General features: G+C 64.2%; 19 protein-coding genes and 1 pseudogene. 13 read left to right on the forward strand and 7 right to left on the reverse strand.

Going from position 1 to position 23,290, the window contains the following annotated elements:
- Nucleotides 1-73 precede the first annotated feature (73 nt).
- The 12 genes and pseudogenes from AC1ZQA_RS03220 to AC1ZQA_RS03275 form a co-directional block, all read left to right on the forward strand.
- Nucleotides 74-763 (forward strand): annotated as a pseudogene (locus AC1ZQA_RS03220) (VOC family protein); the annotation flags it as partial.
- A 12-nt stretch (nucleotides 764-775) separates the two neighbouring features.
- Nucleotides 776-1,225 (forward strand): GlcG/HbpS family heme-binding protein, encoded by a 450-nt coding sequence (locus AC1ZQA_RS03225; RefSeq protein ID WP_482678393.1) that lies wholly within the window; start codon nucleotides 776-778, stop codon nucleotides 1,223-1,225.
- An 84-nt stretch (nucleotides 1,226-1,309) separates the two neighbouring features.
- Nucleotides 1,310-2,815, forward strand: coding sequence for a 2-hydroxymuconic semialdehyde dehydrogenase (locus AC1ZQA_RS03230; RefSeq protein ID WP_482678394.1), 1,506 nt, complete (start codon nucleotides 1,310-1,312; stop codon nucleotides 2,813-2,815).
- A 13-nt stretch (nucleotides 2,816-2,828) separates the two neighbouring features.
- Nucleotides 2,829-4,340: an FAD-dependent monooxygenase gene (locus tag AC1ZQA_RS03235; protein WP_482678395.1), complete on the forward strand. Its 1,512-nt coding sequence runs from the start codon at nucleotides 2,829-2,831 to the stop codon at nucleotides 4,338-4,340.
- A 20-nt stretch (nucleotides 4,341-4,360) separates the two neighbouring features.
- Nucleotides 4,361-5,215: an alpha/beta fold hydrolase gene (locus tag AC1ZQA_RS03240; RefSeq protein WP_482678396.1), complete on the forward strand. Its 855-nt coding sequence runs from the start codon at nucleotides 4,361-4,363 to the stop codon at nucleotides 5,213-5,215.
- Between the two features lie 30 nt (nucleotides 5,216-5,245).
- Nucleotides 5,246-6,028, forward strand: a complete 783-nt coding sequence (gene dmpE / locus AC1ZQA_RS03245) for a 2-oxopent-4-enoate hydratase (RefSeq protein ID WP_482678397.1) — start codon at nucleotides 5,246-5,248, stop codon at nucleotides 6,026-6,028.
- Nucleotides 6,029-6,037: 9 nt separating this feature from the next.
- Nucleotides 6,038-6,835 (forward strand): SDR family NAD(P)-dependent oxidoreductase, encoded by a 798-nt coding sequence (locus AC1ZQA_RS03250; protein ID WP_482678398.1) that lies wholly within the window; start codon nucleotides 6,038-6,040, stop codon nucleotides 6,833-6,835.
- Nucleotides 6,836-6,904: 69 nt separating this feature from the next.
- The gene (locus tag AC1ZQA_RS03255) at nucleotides 6,905-7,831 is read left to right on the forward strand and encodes an acetaldehyde dehydrogenase (acetylating) (protein ID WP_482678399.1); all 927 of its coding nucleotides are present in this window, start codon (nucleotides 6,905-6,907) and stop codon (nucleotides 7,829-7,831) included.
- Nucleotides 7,832-7,891: 60 nt separating this feature from the next.
- Nucleotides 7,892-8,935 (forward strand): 4-hydroxy-2-oxovalerate aldolase, encoded by a 1,044-nt coding sequence (dmpG, locus tag AC1ZQA_RS03260; protein ID WP_482678400.1) that lies wholly within the window; start codon nucleotides 7,892-7,894, stop codon nucleotides 8,933-8,935.
- 65 nt (nucleotides 8,936-9,000) lie between these two features.
- Nucleotides 9,001-9,612, forward strand: a complete 612-nt coding sequence (gstA, locus tag AC1ZQA_RS03265) for a glutathione transferase GstA (RefSeq protein ID WP_482678401.1) — start codon at nucleotides 9,001-9,003, stop codon at nucleotides 9,610-9,612.
- A 45-nt stretch (nucleotides 9,613-9,657) separates the two neighbouring features.
- Complete coding sequence (dmpH, locus tag AC1ZQA_RS03270; protein ID WP_482678402.1) at nucleotides 9,658-10,446, forward strand: 2-oxo-3-hexenedioate decarboxylase; 789 nt, start codon at nucleotides 9,658-9,660, stop codon at nucleotides 10,444-10,446.
- Nucleotides 10,447-10,470: 24 nt separating this feature from the next.
- On the forward strand, nucleotides 10,471-10,662 hold the full coding sequence (locus tag AC1ZQA_RS03275) for a 4-oxalocrotonate tautomerase family protein (protein WP_482678403.1): 192 nt from the start codon (nucleotides 10,471-10,473) through the stop codon (nucleotides 10,660-10,662).
- Nucleotides 10,663-11,121: 459 nt separating this feature from the next.
- Here the strand turns inward: AC1ZQA_RS03275 and AC1ZQA_RS03280 are convergent, their stop codons facing one another.
- From AC1ZQA_RS03280 to AC1ZQA_RS03305, 6 genes are read right to left on the reverse strand one after another with little or no spacing between them, the layout of a single operon-like run.
- Nucleotides 11,122-11,988: a lysophospholipid acyltransferase family protein gene (locus tag AC1ZQA_RS03280; RefSeq protein ID WP_482678404.1), complete on the reverse strand. Its 867-nt coding sequence runs from the start codon at nucleotides 11,986-11,988 to the stop codon at nucleotides 11,122-11,124.
- The gene (locus tag AC1ZQA_RS03285) at nucleotides 11,985-13,289 is read right to left on the reverse strand and encodes a dihydroorotase (RefSeq protein ID WP_482678405.1); all 1,305 of its coding nucleotides are present in this window, start codon (nucleotides 13,287-13,289) and stop codon (nucleotides 11,985-11,987) included. The genes AC1ZQA_RS03280 and AC1ZQA_RS03285 overlap by 4 nt, the downstream gene beginning before the upstream one ends.
- Nucleotides 13,286-14,254, reverse strand: coding sequence for an aspartate carbamoyltransferase catalytic subunit (locus AC1ZQA_RS03290; RefSeq protein ID WP_482678406.1), 969 nt, complete (start codon nucleotides 14,252-14,254; stop codon nucleotides 13,286-13,288). Before AC1ZQA_RS03290 ends, AC1ZQA_RS03285 begins: the two co-directional genes overlap by 4 nt.
- 15 nt (nucleotides 14,255-14,269) lie before the next feature.
- Nucleotides 14,270-14,800 carry a bifunctional pyr operon transcriptional regulator/uracil phosphoribosyltransferase PyrR gene (gene pyrR, locus AC1ZQA_RS03295; RefSeq protein ID WP_482678407.1) on the reverse strand — a complete coding sequence of 177 codons (531 nt, stop codon included), beginning with the start codon at nucleotides 14,798-14,800 and terminating at the stop codon, nucleotides 14,270-14,272.
- A 2-nt stretch (nucleotides 14,801-14,802) separates the two neighbouring features.
- Nucleotides 14,803-15,189, reverse strand: coding sequence for a Holliday junction resolvase RuvX (gene ruvX, locus AC1ZQA_RS03300; RefSeq protein ID WP_482678408.1), 387 nt, complete (start codon nucleotides 15,187-15,189; stop codon nucleotides 14,803-14,805).
- The gene (locus tag AC1ZQA_RS03305) at nucleotides 15,182-15,754 is read right to left on the reverse strand and encodes a YqgE/AlgH family protein (protein ID WP_482678409.1); all 573 of its coding nucleotides are present in this window, start codon (nucleotides 15,752-15,754) and stop codon (nucleotides 15,182-15,184) included. The genes ruvX and AC1ZQA_RS03305 overlap by 8 nt, the downstream gene beginning before the upstream one ends.
- An 81-nt stretch (nucleotides 15,755-15,835) precedes the next feature.
- Between AC1ZQA_RS03305 and AC1ZQA_RS03310 the strand changes: the two genes are divergently transcribed.
- On the forward strand, nucleotides 15,836-17,353 hold the full coding sequence (locus tag AC1ZQA_RS03310) for a cryptochrome/photolyase family protein (protein WP_482678410.1): 1,518 nt from the start codon (nucleotides 15,836-15,838) through the stop codon (nucleotides 17,351-17,353).
- Between the two features lie 65 nt (nucleotides 17,354-17,418).
- Here the strand turns inward: AC1ZQA_RS03310 and AC1ZQA_RS03315 are convergent, their stop codons facing one another.
- Complete coding sequence (locus AC1ZQA_RS03315; protein WP_482678411.1) at nucleotides 17,419-23,241, reverse strand: hybrid sensor histidine kinase/response regulator; 5,823 nt, start codon at nucleotides 23,239-23,241, stop codon at nucleotides 17,419-17,421.
- Nucleotides 23,242-23,290 lie beyond the last annotated feature (49 nt).

Consider the following 23,290-nt stretch of genomic DNA (forward strand, 5'->3'; position numbering starts at 1 on the left):
TCCCGACGCGGCTGTCTCATGGGGTGGCGTTCCGTCCGGTTGGGGAACGGAAAACGAATTTTGCAGGGGCGACTATGGCATCAAGACCGAAATGCTGCCTGAGGGAACCTTGCCGTCGACTGGGCGCATGCTCAAGTTCCATTTGCCCAGCACCCACGAAATGCGCCTGTATGCCTACAAGGACTGCGTGGGAACCGATGTCGGCTCGACCAATCCGGATCCTTGGCCGGATGACATCAAGGGGGCTGGTGCACACTGGCTGGACCACTGCCTGCTGATGTGTGAGCTCAACCCAGAGACTGGCGTGAACCGTGTGGCCGAGAACACCAAGTTCATGAAGGAATGCCTGGACTTCTACCTGGCCGAGCAGGTGACCGTGGGCCCAGGTGGCGCCATTCAGGCGGCCACTTGGATGTTCCGCGCAACCAAGCCGCATGACATCGCGTTCGTTGGTGGCCCGCGCAACGGTTTGCACCATATCGCGTATTTTCTTGATTCGTGGCACGACGTGCTCAAGGCTGCAGATGTCATGGCCAAGAACAAGACCAAGATCGATGTGGCTCCGACCCGCCACGGCATTACCCGTGGCGAGACCATTTACTTCTTCGATCCGAGCGGCAACCGCAACGAAACCTTTGCGGGATTGGGCTACTTGGCGCAACCCGATCGTCCAGTCACGACGTGGACTGAGGATCATTTAGGCGCTGGGATTTTCTATCACACTGGCGAGCTGGTCGCCTCGTTCACCGAGGTCTATACCTAATCGAATGGTGCGATGATGCAAAGAGCAAAATGCCCTCGCCAAAGCGTTGCGTTACGGCTGATCGATTGGTCGGCCGCAGCGCAGATCGTCCAGGCTGCTGCCGCGCATGCGCAGCAACTGGGCATTCAGGTCAATATTGCCGTGGTCGATCCTGGTGGCAATCTGGCAGCGTTCCTGCGCATGCCGGGTGCTCCGCTGCACTCGATCGACATCGCGATCGACAAGGCCTACACCGCGGTGAGCTTCGGTTTGCCGACCGGCCAGTGGCCCGAGGCTTTGTTAAGTCATTCTGAAGCTGTGCAGCGCGGGATCGTGCTGCGGCCGCGGTTCATCGCCTTCGGTGGCGGGCTTCCGATCCTGGAGTCGGGCGAGCGGATCGGCGGGGTCGGTGTATCGGGGGGCACCGAGCATCAAGACGAGCAATGCGCTCACGCCGGTCTTGCAGCGGTCGGCTTGGGATGAGATTTGATGCGACAAAGCATATAACCAGACTCCCGACAGACATCACCGGAAAACGATTGCACACGCACTTCATCACCTTCCATCATGCTGATTACCGAAACAAATTCTGTGCCCCGCGCAACAAGCACGAGCGCGCCCAAGCGCATTCTGAATTTTGTCAATGGCAATTACGTCGCTGGCAAGAGCTGGTTTGACAAGCGTTCGCCGTTGACCAACCAAGTGATCGCTCAAGTCGCCGAGGCTGGGCGCGAGGAAGTCGACGCGGCAGTTCGAGCGGCGCGGGCCGCGTTGCATGGCCAGTGGGGAAAATTGACCGTTGCCCAGCGTGTCGATCTGTTGTACGCCGTTGCCGACGGGATCAACAAACGCTTCGATGACTTTCTTGCTGCCGAGGTTGAAGATACCGGCAAGCCGATGAGCCTCGCACGGCACGTGGATATTCCACGCGGGGCGGCAAATTTCAAAATCTTCGCCGACGTCATCAAAAACGTCCCGACAGAGTTCTTCGAGATGTCCACGCCCGATGGACTCGGGGCACTCAACTATGCAATGCGTCGCCCGGTTGGCGTGGTCGGGGTCATTTGTCCTTGGAACCTGCCTTTGCTGCTCATGACCTGGAAGGTCGGCCCGGCGCTGGCTTGCGGCAACACCGTGGTGGTCAAGCCTTCGGAGGAAACGCCGCAGACGGCAGCATTGCTCGGCGAGGTGATGAACGCAGCAGGCATTCCACCCGGGGTCTACAACGTCGTACACGGTTTCGGGCCGAGCTCGACTGGGGAATTTCTCACCACCCATCCTGGAGTCAATGCGATCACCTTCACCGGTGAAACGCGCACTGGCGCAGCGATCATGAAAGCGGCAGCAGACGGCGCGCGACCGGTGAGTCTGGAGATGGGTGGGAAAAACGCCGCGATCGTGTTCGCCGATTGCGGCTTCGACGCGGCGATCGAGGGGACGCTGCGTTCCTGCTTTGCCAACTGCGGCCAGGTCTGCCTGGGAACAGAACGTGTCTATGTCGAGCGGCCGATTTTCGACCGCTTCGTGCAGGCGCTGAAAAAAGGCGCTGAGGGGATGAAACTCGGTCGCCCAGAAGACCCAACCAGCGGCATGGGGCCCTTGATCAGCCAGGAACACCGGAACAAGGTGTTGTCGTACTACAAAAAAGCCGCCGAACTCCGTGCAACCGTGGTCACCGGTGGAGGCGTTCCCGAGATGCCGGCTGAACTGAAGGACGGTGCCTGGGTGCAGCCGACCATCTGGACCGGGCTTGGTGACGATAGCGTGATCGCACGTGAGGAAATCTTCGGGCCGTGTGCGCTGGTCATGCCCTTCGACAGCGAAGAGGAGGTGATGCGACGCGTCAACGACAACGACTACGGCTTGGCCACAGCCATCTGGACGACCAACCTGTCGCGCGCGCACCGTGTTGCGGCGGCGATCGAAGTCGGCATCGCCTGGGTCAACTCCTGGTTTCTGCGCGACTTGCGCACGCCATTTGGTGGCGCCAAGCAATCGGGTATCGGTCGTGAGGGCGGGGTGCATTCACTCGAGTTCTACACCGAGTTGAAGAACGTTTGCATCAAGCTTTGACGGAGAGCAGATCGTGGAACACGTCCACATTGCGATCGTCGGCGCCGGAATGACCGGCATGACGGCAGCGATGACCCTGGCCCGTGCTGGCGTTCAGGGCGTGGCTGTGTTCGAAGCGGCGCATGCGCTCGAGGAAGTGGGTGCAGGGATTGCCATCGGTGGTAATGCGGTGCGGGTTTTGAAATCGCTAGGCGTCGATCCAGCGCAGTTCGGCCACGTGCCACCGGCGCTCGAGTTTCGGAATTGGGACGACGCCAAGATACTGAGTAGTACTGAAGTCGGCGGCCGCTACACCCATGACATCGGCGCGCCCTACCTGACCTTCCATCGCGCCACGCTGCAACGCGCTCTAGCCGAAAAAATCCGCGAGGCCGGCGTCGCCCTACATATGGGGCAGCGGCTCGTCGGCTTGACTGCTGGCGATGCGCACGCGCCAGCGCGGCTTTTATTTCAAGGAGGCAACAGCCTTTCTGCCGATGTCGTCATCGCTGCAGATGGCATACGCTCGGTTGCGCGCACCGTCGTCGCCCCGGAGAGCAAGCCGCGATACAGCGGTGAAGTTGCTTTTCGCGGAGTCGTTCCTGCAAGGTTGGTGCCGCACTATCCCTCGCCGGAAAATCTGTCTGTGTGGTGCGGCCCGAAGACGCATGCGGTGAACTACGCAATCGACGACGGCGCGTTGATCAATTTGTTCGCAGTCTTTCGGCCTCCCCAGTTGCCCGATTGGACTACACAAACCAATCGTCAACCCGGTGATCGCGGCGAAGCGCTCGAGAACTTTCGCGCGCGCTGTTGGCACGACGCAATCCTCGATGTGATACGTGTCAGCGAGGGCGACTTGCACTATTGGTCTTTGATGGACCTGCCCCCATTGCCGCGCTGGAGCGCCCAGCGGGTTGTTCTGGCCGGGGATTGCGCGCACGGGACGCTACCGCACCAGGGTATGGGTGGCGGCATGGGAATCGAAAGCGGATACTCGATCAGCGCTCTTCTCGCTGCGGTCGGCGGCAACGCCTACGCAGAGGCTTTTGCGGCTTACGAGGCGCTGCGCAAACCCAGAACCACCAAGGTTCAGCTCTGGTCGCGCTTGGCTGGGCAGGTTTACAAGCTCAGCGCGGCCGATTCGATCGATCGTCGCAACCAGAGTCTTTGGCGGGTTGGTGACAACATCCGTTGGATCCACGCCTATGACATCATCGACGCAGTGCGTCAGGTGATTTCCAGCGGGTCGGTCGGCCAGCAGCCCCAGCTACCGCAAGGTTCGGTGGCGTCGCTTGACGCTTATCTCATCGAACGCTTTGACCTGACTCCCACGCAACTGGTTGACACCGCGCCGCTTTCCGACCTCGGACTGGATTCGCTCGACGTCGCGGAGCTCTGCCTCGAACCCGGTGTGGACGACGTCCCGGGGAAATTCAATCTGGATCAACGATGGACCGTGGGTGCCTTGCGGCCACAGCTCCGGGTGCAAGCAACCTCGCGTGCAGTCCAAAGCCGCGAGGAACTCGCCAAACACGCATCCTGAACTCTATTTTCTGGAATCAAATGACTGCAACAAACAACCCTGAGATTGCCAATTCCATCGTCGCTGCGGGCATTCGCACCAATTACCACGACGCCGGTTCTGGCTTTCCGGTCTTACTGATCCACGGCTCGGGCCCCGGGGTGTCGGCTTGGGCGAACTGGCGGCTGGTCATTCCTGAGCTGGCCAGGAGTTCTCGGGTGATTGCACCCGATATGGTCGGTTTTGGCTACACCGACCGCCCGCCGGGTCAGCAATACAACATGGACGTTTGGATTGCACAGGCGATCGGTCTGCTCGATGCGCTGCAGATCGAACAGGCGGATTTGGTGGGTAACTCCTTCGGCGGCGCTTTGGCGCTGGCGCTGGCGATTCGCCACCCCAAGCGGGTGCGGCGACTGGTGCTGATGGGCAGCGTGGGTGTGCACTTTCCCATCACACCGGGGCTGGATGCCGTGTGGGGCTACGCGCCCTCAATCGACAACATGCGTAAGCTGCTCGACATCTTTGCGTACGACCGTTCCTTGGTCAACGATGAGCTGGCCCGACTGCGGTACGAGGCGAGCATCCGGCCAGGATTTCAGGAATCGTTCGCGGCGATGTTCCCTGCGCCGCGGCAGCGTTGGGTCGATGCCATGGCGAGCCGCGAAGAGGACATTCGGACATTGCCCCACCAGACCTTGGTCATTCATGGTCGGGAAGACCAAGTCATTCCACTTTCCAATTCCATCACGCTGGCGAACTGGATTGCGCGTGCACAGCTTCACGTGTTCGGTCAATGTGGCCACTGGACGCAGATCGAGCACACCGCGCGGTTTTGTCGGCTGGTCTCGGACCACTTTGCCGAGGCAAAACCTGACGAACCCCTCTCGCTTTGATCCGCATTCAACTCCAAAGTCACTTTTCCCATGCAAACTGATCGACTCCAACACCTTGGCGATGAACTCTTTACCGCGCTGCAATCGCGCAAAACCCTCACGCCTCTCACAAGCCGCCATACTGACCTGAGCATCGAGGACGCCTATCACATCCAGCAGCGCATGGTGCAACGACGGCTCGACTGCGGCGAGACAGTGGTTGGGAAAAAGATCGGCGTGACGTCTAAGGCGGTGATGGACATGCTTGGCGTATTCCAGCCGGATTTCGGCTATTTGCTCTCGGGCATGGTGTACGGCGAAGGACAGACCATCCCGCTGGACACACTCATTCAGCCCAAGGCCGAAGGCGAGATCGCGTTCATCCTAAAAAAAGACCTGATGGGGCCGGGCGTCACCAATGCAGACGTGTTGGCTGCGACCGATAGCGTCATGCCGTGTTTTGAAATCGTCGATTCACGTATCGAAAACTGGAAAATCAAAATCCAGGACACGGTTGCGGACAACGCATCGTGCGGCGTGTTCGTGCTGGGCGACCGCGCGGTCAGTCCCAGGAGGGTCGATCTATCGACTTGCGGCATGGTGCTCGAAAAAAACGGCGAGGTGATCGGCACCGGCGCCGGTGCTGCCGCGCTCGGCTCGCCGGTCAACGCCGTGGCTTGGCTTGCCAATACCCTCGGGCGCCTTGGGATCGGGCTCAAGGCAGGGGAGGTGATTCTGTCTGGCGCGCTGGCCGCGATGGCGCCGATCGCCATGGGCGACGCGTTTCGCGTGTCGATTGGCGGTATTGGCAGCTGTTCAGTGCGGTTTGGTTGAGAGCGACAAATGGATCTGCAACTCCAAGGCAAAACCGCGCTGATCACCGGTTCGACCTCCGGGATCGGCTTCGCAATCGCGCGCAGACTCGCTGCGGAAGGGGCCCGGGTGCTCGTTAATGGCCGCACTGCTGCTGGTGTGGATGCAGCGCTCGCGACCTTGCGCGCCGAGATCGGATCGGAGGCGAATCTTGTCAACGCAGCAGCCGATTTGAGCCACGCCGCCGGGTGTGAGCAGCTCGTTCGGGCGCACCCCGAGGTCGACATCGTCGTGAACAACCTTGGCATCTTTGAACCGAAAGCATTTGAGGATATTGCTGATACCGACTGGTTGCGCTTCTTCGAGGTCAATGTGATGAGCGGGGTCAGGCTGGCGCGCCACCAGCTGCCGCGGATGAAACGCCGCAGCTGGGGTCGCATCGTGTTCATTTCGAGCGAATCGGGACTGTGTCCCCCCGCAGAAATGGTGCACTACGGAATGACTAAAACTGCGCAACTGTCGATCGCACGCGGCTTGGCCGAAACCACGACCGGTACCGGTGTCACCGTCAACAGTGTTCTGCCCGGCCCGACGCGCACCGAGGGTGTGCAGGCATTCTTTGCGCAGCTTGCCAATCAAGCCGGGCAGACCGCTGAGCAATTCGTCGAGCAATTTTTCCGCGAGGCCAGACCCACCTCGATCCTCAAAAGGCTGATCGACCCGGCAGAAGTGGCCGATGTCGTGGCGTTCGTCTGCAGCCCACTGGCCAGTGCCGTCAATGGCGCCGCAGTGCGCGCCGAAGGCGGCGTGGTGCGCAGCATCGGCTGAGGAGAGCTTTTCTTTAAGCAGTCCTCGCGGACGCGTCTTTTTTGTTTGTACCCCAGAAAGGAATTTCCCATGTCTCAAAGCAAAATCCGCTGCGCCCTGATCGGCCCCGGCAATATCGGCACCGACTTGCTGGCCAAGCTCATGCGCAGCCCCGTGCTCGAGCCAGTGTGGATGGTCGGCATCGACCCGGCCTCCGATGGGCTAAATAAAGCGCGTGAACTCGGCCTGAAGACCACCGCCGATGGCGTTGACGGCCTGCTGCCGCATGTCAAAGCCGACAACATTCAGATTGCCTTCGATGCCACGAGCGCGTATGTGCACAAGGACAACTCCGACAAACTCACGGCGCTGGGCGTCATGATGATCGACCTCACGCCAGCGGCCATCGGCCCCTACTGTGTGCCGCCGGTCAACCTCAAGGAACATGTCGGCAAGCGCGAGATGAACGTGAACATGGTCACGTGTGGCGGTCAGGCAACCATCCCGATGGTTCATGCGGTTTCGCGTGTGCAGCCACTGAAATACGCCGAAATCGTCGCAACTGTGTCGAGCAAATCTGCAGGGCCCGGAACTCGCAAGAATATCGACGAATTCACCCGCACCACGGCTGCGGCAGTGGCCAAGGTCGGCGGAGCCAAGCAAGGTAAAGCCATCATCATCATCAACCCTGCCGAGCCACCACTAATCATGCGCGACACGGTGCATTGCCTGACCGAGACAGAGCCGAATCAGGCCAAGATCACCGAGTCGATCCAGACCATGCTCAAGGAAGTGCAGAAATACGTTCCGGGTTACCGCATCGTCAACGGACCGGTGTTCGACGGCAATCGGGTTTCGATTTTCCTCGAGGTGGAGGGTTTGGGTGACTATTTGCCCAAGTATGCAGGCAATCTCGACATCATGACTGCTGCAGCGGCGCGTACCGCTGAGATGTTCGCCGAGGAGATCCTCGCGGGCAAACTCAAGCTCACGCCTGCAGAGCCAGCGGCAGCCTGATCTGACCTTCCGACTAGTCGCCTCCAACACATTGACACGCTGCAAAGCGAAGGAAACACCATGAATTTGCAAGGCAAAAAAATCACCGTTCACGACATGACATTGCGTGACGGCATGCATCCAAAGCGCCACCAGATGACGCTGGAACAAATGACCAGTATCGCGAAGGCGCTGGATGAGGCAGGAGTACCCTTGATTGAAGTCACCCACGGCGATGGCCTAGGTGGATCATCGGTGAACTATGGGTTCCCTGCACACTCCGATGAGGAATATCTGGGCGCGGTCATTCCCCTGCTCAAGAAGGCCAAGGTCTCCGCCTTGTTGCTTCCAGGAATCGGTACCGTTGACCACCTCAAGATGGCGCATGAGCTGGGAGTGCACACCATTCGCGTCGCCACGCACTGCACCGAGGCTGATGTGTCGGAACAGCACATCACCATGGCGCGCAAGCTCGACATGGATACAGTGGGTTTTTTGATGATGAGCCACATGAACAGCCCGGAGGGTTTGGTCAAGCAGGCCAAGCTGATGGAAGGCTACGGCGCCAATTGCATCTACATCACCGACTCGGCCGGATACATGTTGCCTGATGATGTCAAGGCTCGTTTGACTGCGGTGCGCGCAGCGCTTAAACCGGAAACCGAGCTGGGTTTTCATGGCCACCACAACCTCGCTATGGGTGTGGCGAATTCCTTGTCGGCGATCGAATGCGGCGCCAACCGCATTGACGCCGCAAGCGCTGGCCTTGGCGCTGGAGCGGGCAACACACCAATGGAAGTGTTCATCGCCGTGTGTGATCGCCTGGGTATCCAAACCGGGGTTGATGTCTGGAAAATCCAGGATGTTGCAGAAGACCTCGTCGTGCCGATGATGGATTTTCCCATCCGCATCGATCGCGACTCGCTCACACTGGGCTATGCCGGGGTCTACGGATCATTCCTGCTGTTTGCCAAGCGTGCCGAGAAGAAGTATGGCGTTCCCGCGCGTGACATCTTGGTCGAACTTGGTCGCCGCGGCATGGTGGGCGGGCAGGAGGACATGATCGAAGACACCGCGCTGACTCTGGCGAGAGACCGTGGGTTGGCCCCGGCGAAAGCAGCTTGAGACGATTTTTTGGCGTGCGGGCGGTTGCCGCCCACCTTCCATTTCAAACCATACGAGGTTAGACGATGAAGTTGTATTACGCCCCGGGCGCGTGCTCCATGTCTCCCCACATTGCCCTGCGTGAATCTGGTTTGCCGTTTGACTTGGTCAAAGTCGATCTCAAGACAAAACAGAACGACAGTGGCGAGGACTACAAACGGATCAACCCCAACGGGTATGTGCCCTGTCTCGTGCTGGACGATGGCCGCACATTGACCGAGGGCCCAGCAATCGTGCAGTACATCGCCGATCAAGTACCTGCCAAACATCTCGCGCCGCCCAACGGAAGTTTCGAGAGTTACCAGCTCCAGCAATGGCTGAATTTCATCTCGACAGAAATTCACAAATCCTTTAGCCCTTTGTTCAACCCGAGCGCAAGCGACGAGCACAAGGCATTCGCCCGCCAGATTCTCAACGCACGGCTGGCAACTACTGCCCAGCGCCTTGACCAGGCACCCTATCTGCTTGGGGAGCAGTTCAGCGTGGCTGACATCTATTTGTTCGTCACGCTGACTTGGGCGGGCTATGTCGGCGTGGATTTGTCCCCTTGGCCTGCCCTTCAGCACTTTGCCGCGCGGGTGGGACAGCGCGCTGCTGTCCAGCAGGCGCTGCGCGCCGAGGGCTTGGTGCAAGGTTGATCGCCACTGACGTTCAATGACCCGCTACCACGAGATCTTCCTTCCATGAAACTTGACAATGCTACACTCAACCGCTTGGCAGAACACCTCGACGCCTGTGCGCGTGAAGCACGCGATACCCTGAAAATCACGGACGAATATCCTGATCTCGACTGGGCCGATGCGTACGCGATCCAAGACAAACTGCGTCAGATGCAGATTGCGCGCGGAGCACGCTTGATCGGCTACAAGGCCGGCCTGACCTCTCACGCCAAAATGCGCCAGATGGGCGTGGACAGCCCGGTCTTTGGATATTTGCTGGACGCTTTTTCCGTCGCGGACGGCGGCGTGTGCAAGACGTCTGAGCTCATCCATCCGAAGGTCGAACCAGAAATCGCCTTTGTCACCAAGGCCGAAATCAGAGGACCCGGATGCCACATCGGCACCGTACTGGCAGCGACCGATTTCTTGCTTGCGGGCATCGAAGTCATCGACAGTCGTTACCGCGATTTCAAATTCGATCTCAAAAGTGTGATTGCCGACAACACCTCGGCAGCGCGATTTGTCATCGGCGGTCAGCCCATGGCGGTGGAGGGCGTGGATTTGCGCACCACTGGCATCGTGTTGGAAAAAAACGGTGAGCCTGTCGCCTTCGGTTCGGGCGCCGCTGTTTTAGGGCATCCCGCTGCCGCCGTCGCCGCACTGGCCAATCATCTCGCCGCACGCGGCGAATCGATTCCGGCGGGAAGTGTGATTCTCTCCGGCGGCATTACCGAGGCCATAGCAGTCAAAGCAGGCGACTGCGTCAATTTGCGCGTTCAGGCAATGGGGTCGACAGGGATGCGTTTCATCTGACCGAACTTAGCGAGAAACATTGTCATGCCGATTGCTCAGCTTTATATCCTAGAAGGACGGGATCCAGCGAAAAAGGAGCGCCTGATCGCCGAAGTCAGTGAGGCGATCCATCGTTCGCTCGACGCACCGATGGAGTCAATCCGAGTCATCATCACCGAGATGCCCAAGGAACATTTTGGGATTGCAGGCCAGAGTGCGAAAAAACGGGGACGCTAACGTTCGATTCTTCTATGACGCTCGTGGACATGAAAGCACGAGGTTGTGTGTTCACCCATTTTGGGTGAAGCGCAAGGCACCTGAGTCGGTTGTGCGGCAAAAATGCGGCAATTTTCTAAACTTTCGACCCAATCGTCCCATTGAACTACGGCGAGCTGAGCTAGGGCCTGTTCACGCTATTCGTACACCCGCGCCGGGGGTCTGGGCGGATGCAATGCGAGGCGCAGGCCGCGCCGTGGTGTGTTGCACCACAAGCGGACTGCAACGTGGCAGTGCGCCGCCCAGACCCCCGGCCCGCAGGGTTGCCCCCAGGCGGGGCGTCTGCGGCGTTGTCAGCCAGGGGCAAGGCGCCCAGCCTTGCCCCTGGCCTCCGCCTTGCATCCATCCCCGCCTGGGGGCAACGCGGGTGCACCAATAGCGTGAACAGGCCCTAGCGGATTGTAGAGGCTCGGGGTGAGGTCAGCGGCAGTCGCGCAGGCGCTGATCGAGGTGCGCGGCGAGGGCGTCGCGGGTTTGCTGGGAGAGGGCGCGGCGGGTGTTGGCCTGGATGGGGGGGAGGTAGTTCACCTCGATGCGCAGGCGTGGCGCAGCGCTCATGCGCCACAGACTGCCGACCATGGTCTCGTCGCCCACATACGAGGCAGCTCGGCTGAAGCGGCCGCTGCGGTGGTCTGCGTAGAACAGCAGCACGGGCTGGACAGGCGCTGGATGCTCCTTGACGCAGGCCGCCTGGAACAGGTTGGCGTGGAACGGCAGCAGCGAATGCCCATACCCTGTGGTGCCTTCCGGAAACACACCGACATGGTCGCCCTGCTGCAGGCATTGCGCCATCTGGTGGATGACGCGCACCACGTCCTGCGCGCGCTCGCGCTCGATGAACAGCGTGCCGACACCGCGCACCAGTGGGCCGATGAGCGGCCATTGCGCTGCCTCGGACTTGGAAACAAAGCGCACGGGCTGGACCGCATTGATGGCAAAGATGTCGATCCAGGACACATGGTTTGCCACCACGAGGGAGGGGGTCTGCAAGGGCGTGCCGCTGACGTGCAGTTCGATCCCGCTCAGGCGCAGCAGTTGCGCCGACCAGTCGCGGATGTGCTGCCGTTGCTCCGCAGCGGACAGCCTGGGGAAGTGATGCCGGATGATGCGCTGCCCGCGCAGCGCGTGGGCGCTGAGACGGCTCAGCCGTGCGGCGAAGCGCAACGGCGCGCTGACGCGGCGCAGCGTGGGCGCAGGAACGGGGGACGGTGGCTCGGCTGACACTTCGACGGCCCCCTCGGCTGGAAGGCCCGGTGCTGCTGCGGCGCGATCCGGCGCCGTGTTCATGCCGGGACGGCGATGGGCTGTGCGCTCCACACCACGCGACCGTCGATCACGGCGTGCCGCACGCGGCCAGGCAGTTCCTGCTCGGCCAGCGGCGTCAGGCGGCTCTGGCTTTGCAGTGCGTCGGGGGTGGCGCGCCAGCGTGCTTCGGGGTCGACCAGGATGCACTCGGCGGCCGCACCGACCTCCAGCGTGGCCGGGGTCAGGCCCGCGGCCCGCGCGGCGCGGTGGCCAACGCAGCCCAGCGCCTGCACCAGCGGCAGGCCGCTGTCGGCGGCGAACTGCAGCGCGACCGACAGCAGCAGCTCCAGCCCGGTGGCGCCGGGCGCTGCGTCGGCGAAAGTCTGCGTCTTGTCGTCGCTGCTCACCGGGGTGTGGTCGGAGCACAGCGCGTCGACGGTGCCGTCGGCCAGCGCGGCGCGCAGCGCGTCGCGGTCTCTGCTCTGGCGCAGCGGCGGGTCCAGCCGGGCGCGGGGGTCGAAGTAGCCGATGTCCAGATCGGTGAGCATCAGGCTGTTGATCGACACGTCGCAGGTCAGCGGCAGCCCCTCGGCCTTGGCCTGCCGCACCAGCGCGACGCCCGCGGCGCTGGACAGCTTGCTCACGTGCACCGCGCAGCCGGTGGCGCGCATGAGTTCGAACAGGGTGTGCAGCGCGACGGTTTCGGCAATCACCGGCACCCCGGCCAGACCGAGCCGCTGCGCATACGCGCCGCTGGCGGCGATGCCACCGCGCGACAGCGCAGCGTCCTTGGCGCGCAGCCAGACCTTGTAGCCGAAGGTGCTGGCGTATTGCATGGCGCTGAAGAGCACCTTGGTGTCGGCTACCGGGGTGTCGGCCTGCGAGAAGCCGATGCAACTCGCCCGGGTGAGTTCGGCCATCTCGCTCAGCCGCTCGCCGGCAAGTCCCTTGGTCAGCGCGCCCAGCGGATAGACCCGCGCGCTTTTGATGCGCCGCGCGCGCCAGCGCAGCATTTCGACCAGGCTGGGTTCGTCGAGCACCGGGTCAGTGTCGGGCGAGCACACCACGCGGGTGACGCCGCCGGCGAGCGCGGCGCGCAGCTCGGTCTCGAGCATGCCTTCGTGCTCATACCCCGGCTCGCCCAGTCGGGCGCACAGGTCGGTGAGTCCGGGCAGGACGACGAGTCCGCTGGCGTCGAGCGTCTGGTCGGGCTCGAAGCCCGCCGGGGCCTGGCCGACCGCGACGATGCGCTCGCCGACGATGGCGATGTCGCCGTGGAGGTCGAGCCCTTGCAGCGGGTCGATGAGATGGCCGCCGCGGATCAGGAGTTGGGTGGTGCTCATGCTGGGGTTTCGGTCGAGGCGACGATGGACAGCACCGCCATGCGCACCGCGATGCCGAAGCGCACCTGGTCGAGGATGACGCTGCGCGGGCCGTCGGCCACGGCGCTGTCGATCTCGACCCCGCGATTGATCGGGCCGGGATGCATGACGATGGCGTCCGGCTTGGCCAGCGCCAGCCGCTCGGGGGTCAGGCCGTAGGTCATGTTGAATTCATGCGCCGAGGGCAGCAGCGCGCCGGACATGCGCTCGTTCTGCAGCCGCAGCATCATGATGACATCGGCGCCGCGGATGCCTTCGGCCATGTCGTGGCACACACGCACGCCCATGTCGCGCAGATTGTCGGGCGCCAGGGTCTTGGGGCCGACCGCGCGCACTTCGGCCGCGCCCAGGGTGGTGAGGGCGTGGATGGCCGAGCGCGCCACGCGCGAGTGCACGATGTCGCCGACGATGGCCACGGTGAGGTTGCTGAAATCGCCCTTGAAATGGCGGATGGTGTACATGTCCAGCAGGCCCTGCGTGGGGTGGGCATGGCGGCCGTCGCCGGCGTTGACCACGTGGACATGCGGCGGGGTGTGCTGCGCGATCAGAAACGGCGCGCCGCTGTCGGCATGGCGCACGACGAACACATCGGCATCCATCGCCTCGAGATTGGCGATGGTGTCGAGCAGCGACTCGCCCTTGGAGGTGGAGGAGCGCTGGATGTCGAGATTGAACACGTCGGCCGACAGGCGCTGCGCCGCGATCTCGAAGGTGGTGCGGGTGCGGGTGCTGTTCTCGAAGAACAGGTTGAACACGCTTTTTCCGCGCAGCAGCGGCACCTTCTTGACCTCGCGGCTGCCGAAGCTGACAAAACCCTGCGCGGTGTCGAGGATGTGCAGCAGCACGTCGCGCGGCAGGCCTTCGGGCGTGAGCAGGTGGCGCAGTTCGCCGTGCTTGTTGAGTTGGGGGTTGTGGGCGCGGGGCATGTTCACCAGCCTGGTTTATTTGCTCACGAGGTCAAAGCGAAAGCGGATGCCGTCCGTCACGTCTTCGTCGCGCAGCAGCGCAAGCGACACCTGGCCGGGCAGATCGAGTGTGGCGGCGACGATCTGCGGGCAGATGGGCAGCTCGCGCCCGCCGCGATCGACCAGCACGGCCAGATCGATGCGCGCGGGGCGGCCAAAGTCGAACAGCTCGTTGATTGCTGCGCGGGTGGTGCGGCCGGTGTGCAGCACATCGTCGATCAGCAGGATGGCCCGGTCGGCGATGGGCACCGGCAAGGCGGTGCGGTTGGCGCTGGGGTGCAGGCCGCGGGTGGCGAAGTCGTCGCGGTGGAAGGTGGACGAGACCACACCAAACGGCTGCGCCAGTTGCAGATCGGCGTGCAGACGCTGCGCCAGCCAGGCGCCGCCGGAGTAGATGCCGATGAGCAGCGGCGGCTCGGGTTGCACGGCGATGGCGCTGCGAACCCGGTCCAGGAGCAGGGCGTACAGCGCCTCGGCATCGGGTGGAGCGGCGAGCGTGGAGGGCATGGTCAGAGTTGCTGCAGATATTGTTCGACGATGAGCTGGGCGGCGGCGCTGTCCACGTCGTCGGCTCCGGCATCTTCTGCCACGACCGAGGTGTAGCGTTCATCCACCAGTGCCACCGGCAGCCTGAAGCGGCCTTCGAGCTGGTGGGCGAAACGCCGGGCGCGGGCGGTATTGTCGTGCGCTGCGCCATCCGGGTGCAAGGGCAGGCCGACGACAAGCTGCTGCGGCTGCCACTGGCGGATCAGCGCGGCGATGGCGTCGAACTTGATGTCGTTGCGGTCTGCGCGCAGGGTGGAAAGCGGCGTGGCGGTGCGGGTGATGCTGTTGCCCACGGCAGTGCCGATGCGGCGGCGGCCCCAGTCGAAACCCAGCACCGTGATGTCAGGCATGTCCTGCGGTTTGCGACAGCATGGCGGGGCTGAATCCGAGCAGCGCCATGGCGGCGTTGAAGCGCGCCTCGATGGGGGTGTCGAACAGCACGATGGGGTCGGCTTCCACCGTGAGCCAGCCGTTCTGCCCGAGTTCCTCTTCGAGCTGCCCGGCGTTCCAGCCGGAATAGCCCAGAGTGATGAGGCTGCGCGTCGGGCCGTCGCCGGCGGCCATGTGTTCGAGCACGTCCTTGGAGGTGGTCATCTGCAGACCGCCCGGAATGTCGAGGGTGGAGGCATACACCGCACCGGTTGCCTCGTGCAGCACGAAACCGCGCTCGGTCTGCACCGGCCCGCCCTGCAGCACCGGCTGGGACGCATGCAGACCCGCATGCGCGAGACCGACGCGCTCGAACAGTTCCTGCACCGTGATGTCCGAAGGGCGGTTGATGATCAGCCCCAGCGCGCCACGCGCAGAATGCTCGCAGACGAACACCACGGTTCCGGCAAAGTTGTCGTCTGCCATGCCCGGCATGGCGATGAGAAACTGGTTGCTGAGATTGGAGGTATCAGGGCGAGGGTTCATGTGGTGGAGTTTATCGCGGCGGCGCGCGGCTTTCCCCTTGCTGGGTTATGGTTTGCATCCCATGTTCCGAGACGTGCGCCGATGCTGCCTTCTGCCCCCGACCGCTCCGCCCCCGCCGCCGTGCAAAAGATGCCACTTGGCCTGGTCTGGCTGCGCCGCGATCTGCGGTTGCACGACAACGCCGCGCTGCACACCGCGCTGCAGCATTGCCACAAGGTGGTGCTGGTCTTTGTGTTTGACCGCGACATTCTCGATCCGCTGTTGCGCCGTGGCCTGCAGGCGGATCGGCGGGTGGAGTTCATTCATGCCGCCATCACGGAAATGGATGCCGCCCTGCGCGCTCTGGGTTCTGCGCTGGTGGTGCGTCATGCCCGTGCGGTGGACGCCATTCCGGTGCTGGCCGCGGAACTGGGCGCGCAGGCCGTGTTCTGCGGGCGCGATGACGAGCCCGCCGCGCGCAGCCGCGACGCCGCGGTGGAAACCGCACTGCAGCACGACGGACGGCACTTCCGCACGGTGAAGGAGCACATGATTTTCGAGCGGGACGAGGTGCTCACCGGGCAGGGCACACCGTATGCGGTGTTCACGCCCTACCGCACCGCATGGCAGGCGCGCTACGCAGCGCAGCCGCAGCTGCCCCATGCCACTCGGCTGCAAGCCGCCGACCTTGCCGCGCTGCCCGACTCCCTGCAGCAGCCACTTCCCGGCCTGGATGAACTGGGTTTTGCGCCGACCAATCTGCGCACCCTCAAGCTGCCCCTCGGAGCCGCGGGCGGGCAGGAACTGGTCGACGCATTCACCCAGCGCATCGACAGCTACGACCAGACGCGCGATTTTCCGGCGCGCAAGGGGCCGAGCTATCTCTCGGTGCATCTGCGTTTCGGCACCGTGTCGATCCGCGAGCTGGTGGCACTGGCCTGGGCGCGCATGCAGGCCGGCAGCAGCGGCGCGCGGGTATGGCTGTCCGAGCTGGTGTGGCGCGACTTCTATTTCCAGATTCTCTACCACCATCCGCATGTGGTGCAGGGCGCCTTCAAGCCCGTATATGACCGCATTCAGTGGCGTAACGACCCAGGGCAGTTTGCCCTCTGGTGCGCGGGGCAGACGGGCTATCCGCTGGTGGACGCGGCAATGCGGCAGATCAACCAGACCGGCTATATGCACAACCGTCTGCGCATGGTGGTGGCGAGCTTTCTCACCAAGGATCTGGGCATCGACTGGCGCTGGGGCGAGCAGTATTTCGCCGACCATCTCAACGACTTCGACCTGGCGGCGAACAACGGCGGCTGGCAATGGGCGGCCAGCAGCGGTTGCGACGCGCAACCCTACTTCCGCATTTTCAACCCGGTGGCGCAGAGCGAGAAGTTCGATCCCTCGGGCGAATTCATCCGCCGTTATGTGCCCGAGCTGGCAAGGCTGTCGCCGCAGGACATTCATGCGCCCTGGACGGCCAGCGCCCAGGCGCTGCGCGCCGCCGGGGTGGAACTGGGCAAGAGCTACCCCGCGCCGATGGTGCGGCACGATCTGGCCCGGGCGGAAACGCTGGAGCGCTATGCAGTGGTCAAGGCGGCGAGCGAACAGGGTTCCGCCCGCACCTGACCCGTCCCGTCCCACCGAGTGGGGACGGGGCCAGAGGGGTCTTCACCCGGCCAGGGCGATCGCGCTCAGACAGGCTGGGTTGCGAACGTCTCGATGAGCTGCAGCAGCTCGGTCTCGGAGTAGGGCTTGCCCAGGTAGTGATTCACTCCGAGCTGCGCAGCGTAGTTGCGGTGCTTGTCGGCGATGCGCGAGGTGATCATGATGATGGGCAGCTTCTGCAGCCGCGCATCGGCGCGGATGTTGCGCGTGAGGTCGAAGCCGTCCATGCGCGGCATTTCGATGTCGAGCAGGATGACATCGGGCAGGGTGCTGGCCTGCTGCAATTGCTCCAGCGCGTCCAGGCCATCCTTGGCGAGTTGCACGAGATAGCCGTTGCGCACGAGGAAACGCTGCGTGACCCGGCGCACCGTGATCGAGTCGTCCACCACCAGGATGAGCGGTGCCGCGCTGCGCGGCGCGGCGGCTTCCGGCGCGGCCGGAACAGTGGGGAGCGCGTCGCCGGATGGCGCGAGTACGGCAGGTTCGGCCAGTGCGGCCTCGGGTACCGGTGCCAGGAGCGCAGCGTCCATCCGTGCGGTGGCCTCCTGGCCATACACCGATGCCAGCGCCACCGGGTTGTAGATCAGTGCGGCATCGCCCGAGGGCAGCACCGAAATGCCGGCCAGGCCAGGCACGCGGGAGAGCTGCGGCCCGAGGTTCTTGACCACCACTTCGCGGTTGCCGACCACTTCGTCCACCTGAATGGCCACGCGCTGGGTGGCGCTGCGGATCACAACCACCGGCACGCTCTTGCCGAACGGTTCGCTGCTCTGACCGGATTGGCCGAGCAGGGCGCCCAGCCAGTAGAACGGCAGGGTGCTGTTGGCATAGTCGATGGTGTGCGCATGCGCCGCGCTGGCGATCTGCTCGGGCTTGAAGCGCAGCACGATGTCCACCAGATTGGCGGGCACGGCATAGACTGTGGCGCCGGTGCGCAGCAGCACCACATGGGTGATCGCAGTGGTCAGCGGCAGCAGCAGGGTGAAGCGGGCACCGGCGCCCGGCTGGTTGTCGAGCAGCACGCGGCCACCCAGCGCGGCCACCTCGGTGCGCACCACATCCAGCCCCACGCCACGGCCGGCCACCGCCGTGGTGCTTTCGGCGCTGCTGAAGTTGGGGCGGAAGACCAGTTGGGTCAGTTCCTCGTCGGAGAGGGCCTGCCCGGGAGCGACCAGACCCAGGCGTTCGGCCTTGGCGCGGATCGCGGCGTAGTTCAGCCCGCGGCCATCGTCCGCCAGGGTGATGACCACTTCGTTGCCATCCTGCCGCAGGCTCAGGGTGATGGTGCCGACTGCGGGCTTGCCTGCGGCCTGACGTTCTTCGGCGGTTTCGATGCCGTGTGCCACGGCGTTGCGCAGCAGGTGGTCGAAACTGCCGGACACGCGCTCGAGCACCCCGCGGTCGAGCTCGATCGTGCCGCCGACAATTTCCAGCCGCACCGACTTGCCCAGATCCTTGGCTGCCTGCCGCACGGTACGGTACAGGCGCTCGGACAGGCTGTCGAACTCGACCATGCGGGTGCGCAGCAGGTCGCGCTGCAGTTCGCGGGTCTGGCGCGCCTGGCGGGTCATGTCGTCGTCCACTTCGCGCAGCAGGCGGCCCAGCGTGCCCTGCACCATGGCGATGTCGTTGACCGACTCGGCCATCATGCGGGTGAGTTCCTGCGTGCGGGTGAAGCGGTCGAACTCCAGCGGGTCGAAGTCGCGGTGCTCGTCGCGCGCGGCCTGCACCTGCGCGCTCATCTGCGCCTCGGCCTGGATTTCGATTTCGCGCACCTGCTGGCGCAGGCGCTCGAGGTTGTCGCTCAGGTCGCCCACCGAGCTGCGGATGGCACTGAATTCGCTTTCCAGGCGGGCGCGTGAAATGGTGATTTCACCGGCCTGATTGACCAGCCGGTCGAGCAGTCCGGCGCGTACCCGCACCGCCTGTGCCGCGATGCGCGGCGTTGCCAGACGTGCCGTCTGCTCGGTTGTGGTGTGTGGGGCGGGCGTGGCGGACGCCAGCGGTATCGCCGCGGCCTGGGGCGCGGCGTCCGGGGTGAAGACTTCGGAGGGGCCGGAGGCGGGCAGATCGAGCAATTGGCTTTCGCCACGCTGCGCGGCGCTGCACAGACGGTCGAAACGGGTGTTGAGATGATCGAAACGGCTCAGCAGTTCGGCCAGATCGGTCTCGCTCACCGGGGTGTTGGCGGTGAGGGAATCGATGTCGGATTCGAGGTTGTGCGCCAGATCGCCCAGCTGCATGGCGCCTGCCATGCGCGCGCTGCCCTTGAGGGTGTGCAGGGCGCGCATGGCCTGCGCCGCCGGGCCGACATCCATCGGGTGCTGTTCCCACTGGCGCAGGCTGGCCGCCAGTGCGGGCAGAAGTTCGTTGGCTTCTTCCTCGAAGATCGGAAACAGGTCCGGGTCGATCGTGTCGACAAGCTGATGCGGCGCAGCTGCGAGGCCCGCGCCACTGTCGTGCGGCAAGGGGGTTTCGATTGCGGGGGCAGGCTCGGCCTCCTGGGGGGCGGCGGGAATGAGCGCGGGCGCTGCCTCGTCTGCGGCTTTGGCGTCATGCACAGCTTCGGGCGCGGGTTCTGCCGCAACCATGCCGGGCTGCGGTTCTGCAACGGCTTGCTGCGCCTCGCCGGGAAGTGCGGCCACCGCCTGGGCCGCCTCGCACAGCGCGTCGAGCCGCCCCAGCAAGTCGGGCTGGACGGGCTTGAGAAAGCCGGCGGCGAACTGATGCAGCAGCTGCTTGATGTCGCTCGCAGCCTGCGCCAGCGCGTCGAGATCTGCGGGCAGCGTGGCGTGCGCAGGCAATGCACGCAAGGCATCGAGCGCATGCTCGGTCTGACTGGCGAGATCGGCCACGCTGCGCAGGCCCACTGTGGCGGAACTGCCGGCCAGTTTGTGCGCGGCAATGGCAGCGTGTTCGCCAATGGGCTGGGCGGTGTCGCTCAGCCAGGCGTGGATTTCGCTTTGCAGATGGCGGGACAGCTCGTCCGCCTCGGCCAGGTAGATGTTGTAGAGCGGGGTGGGAATGCGCAGCTCGCCGATCTGTCGCACGGCGGCATCTTCCGCCACGAGGTCGTCGTGCAGCGGTGCGGGCTCGGGATGCTCGGACGGAGCGGGCGGCGCGGGCTGGGCTGCTGTCTGCTCGACGGTCTGCGGCGGCTCCTGTGCGGTCAGCGCGGCCTCGAAGGCCGCCATGTCGACTTCCTCGACCGTCGGGGTGGCGCTGGGCGGCTCGGCGTCCAGCGCCGGAAGTTCGAGGTCGATGCCGGCGAACAGGGCGTCGAAGTCGGTGGGGGCATGGGTCTGGTCGTGCGCGGCTTCGGCGTCGTCTTGCGTTTCCAGAGCGGTGCTTGCCGGAACCTCCGCAGCGTGTTGCTCCGCAGCAGGCTGGGCTGCTGTGTGGGCCTGGGTCGCGGAGGATTCGCCTGCGGCATAGGCCTCGGCGGCGCGGCGCAGCGTGTCGCTGCTGAACCCATCGGCCGCGTTGCGGGCGATGGCCTCGGTCCATTGGCCGAGCTCCGTGAGCGCCTGCTGGGCCAGGTCGAGCAGGCCTGGGGTGGCACGGTGCTGGTCTGCGATCTGGCGGTTGAACACCTGTTCCAGCGCCCAGGCGGCTTCGCCATATTCGCGCAGGCCGACCATGCGCGAACTGCCCTTGAGGGTGTGGAAGCCGCGGCGCAGACTGGTGAGTGCGCCTTCGTCCTCCGGAAATTCGCGCAAGTGCAACAGTTGCGCCTCGGCGTTGCCGATGACCTCCCGCGCTTCTTCCAGGAAGATGTCGGTGAGTTCGTCTTCCGGGTTGTCGTCTTGCGCCGCGGCGGGCGGCGTGGTTTCGGGCGCGGGGGGAGTTGTGGGGGCGTCAAGTGCCTCCGGCGTGGAAACGGGCAGGTCTGCCGCTTGGGGCGCCTCGGCGGGCTGCTCCACTTGCAGTTCGGGCTGCAGCAACTGCGCCGGCATGTCGGGCACGCCAGCAAGCGCGGCCTCGGCCCGCAACTGGGCCAGGCGCTGCTCGGTCTGCTCGGGGGCAAGGCCCTGCGCAATATCGTGCTTGAGCTGCTGCGCGGCGTGCTCGACGTCCTGCTGCTGAGTGGGCGGCGCAGTGCGCTGGATCGACGGCACGATGGCGCGCAGCACCTTTTGCTCGCTGTCGAACACGAACAGGGTCTTGGCCAGTTCGGGCTGATAGGACAGCATGTCCACCAGAAAACCGAGCACGCCGATATTGCTGGCCAGGGCGTCGAAGCGCTGCGTGTCCGGGGGGGTGTCCGTGCCCAGCAGCGCGTCGATCTCGTCGCGCAGGTAGGTCAGGGCCGCGCTCGCCACATCCACCCCGAGCACCGAGAACACGCCGCGCATCTGCGACAGCAGATGGGGCACGGGCGCAAGGTCGGGTTTGGTCGACGGATTGCGGAAATACGCGTCGAGCAACTTTTCCACCGTGCTCATGTCGGCGCGCAGTTCCTGGACCACGCTGCCCATGGTCTGCGATTCGGAGGCCTGGCGGAACAGATCTTCCATCCACCCGGCGAGCGGATCGGGGGTGAGGCCGTCTGCGCTTTGGTTCAGACGCTGGGCGAGGATTTGCGCGCGCTCCAGAAACCGCTGCTCTTCGGGCCGGAAATGCGCAAAGCTGATTTCGAGGAACAGGATGGCTGTGGCGGCGTCGAGTGCGCGTTCCGGCGTGAGGAAGTCGTTGCGTGCGCTGATTTTCCTGAACAACGCTGCCAGCGCGTCCACCAGCGCTTCGCTGCCCGGAACGAGGGTGCGCAACGGCTGCTGCAGGGCTTGCGCCAGTTCGATCAGGCGGGCCATGCGCGCCGAATCGAGATGGGTTTGCGCATGACCGGCAAGCGCGCTCCAGGCGTCGCGCAGGGTCTGCACGCGCTTTCTGACCTGCTGCACCAGAGCCGGGTCGATCAGGCCGAAATGGCTCTGCTGGTAATCGGCAAACGGCGCGGCGGCGAGCTGGAGTTTGCTGTCGATGGCGCGCAGGACAGGGAGTTCCTGCGCATGGGCATTGCCGCTGCCGTGCAGCGCCTGGGCGCAGAAAAAGGTGAGGTCGTGACCCAGGCGTTGCGGCGCCGGATTCTGGCCTTGCAGCTGGCTGCGCAATTGCAGATTGAGGCGGTTGAGCAGGCGCTTGATGTCCAGGTCGGGGGTGAGCAGCCCGGCGCCGATGGCCTCGAACAGACCGCGCGCCAGCCACCAAAGACTGGCGGTCGGCCCCAGGCCGTTGGCCTGCGCCTTGCGCGCCACGGCATCGAGATCGCGCATGGCGGAGGCGGTTTGTTGTCCGCGCAGCACATGCAGCAATCCCATCTCGAATTGCGCACGGTCGTCAGCACCCAGTGGCGGCGTGCCCGGCAGCGCGGGGGCGTCAGGCCAGGTCCAGTCGTAGTCCCACAGATCGGCAGGGTGGATGCGCTCGGCCTGCGCCAGTTCCATCAGGTCGCGGTACTGGGGGTAGAGCTTGAGCGCTGGCTCGTTCTTGCCCGCGCGCTGGGATTCGAGGTAATCGACCAGGGCGTTGAAGCCGGCCTCGAAGCGCTGCAGCGCTGCGGCATCGAGCTGTTCCGGATGCTCGATCAGCCGGTCGAGGGCGCTTTCTGCAGCCTGCATCAGCCGCGCCGCACCGAAAAACCCCAGAAGCTCGATGGCTCCGGCGGCCTGGTGCACCTGGGTGCGGGCGGTGCGCAGACCCGACTTTTCGGCCTGCCCGGATCCGAGGATGCCGTCGTCCTGCTGCAGGGAGGCGCGCTTGAGTGCCGTGCGGGCGGACTGGAGGTTGTCGCTGATCTGGTCGAGCAACCAGGCCAGCGGTCCCATGTCCACCTCTGGGGCAGTGTGCACGGCGGGGTTCGAAGCGGGGACTGTGTTCATGCCGAAAAGCCGAGGAACG

The sequence above is a fragment of the Thiomonas sp. DCM-2 genome (assembly GCF_056820905.1).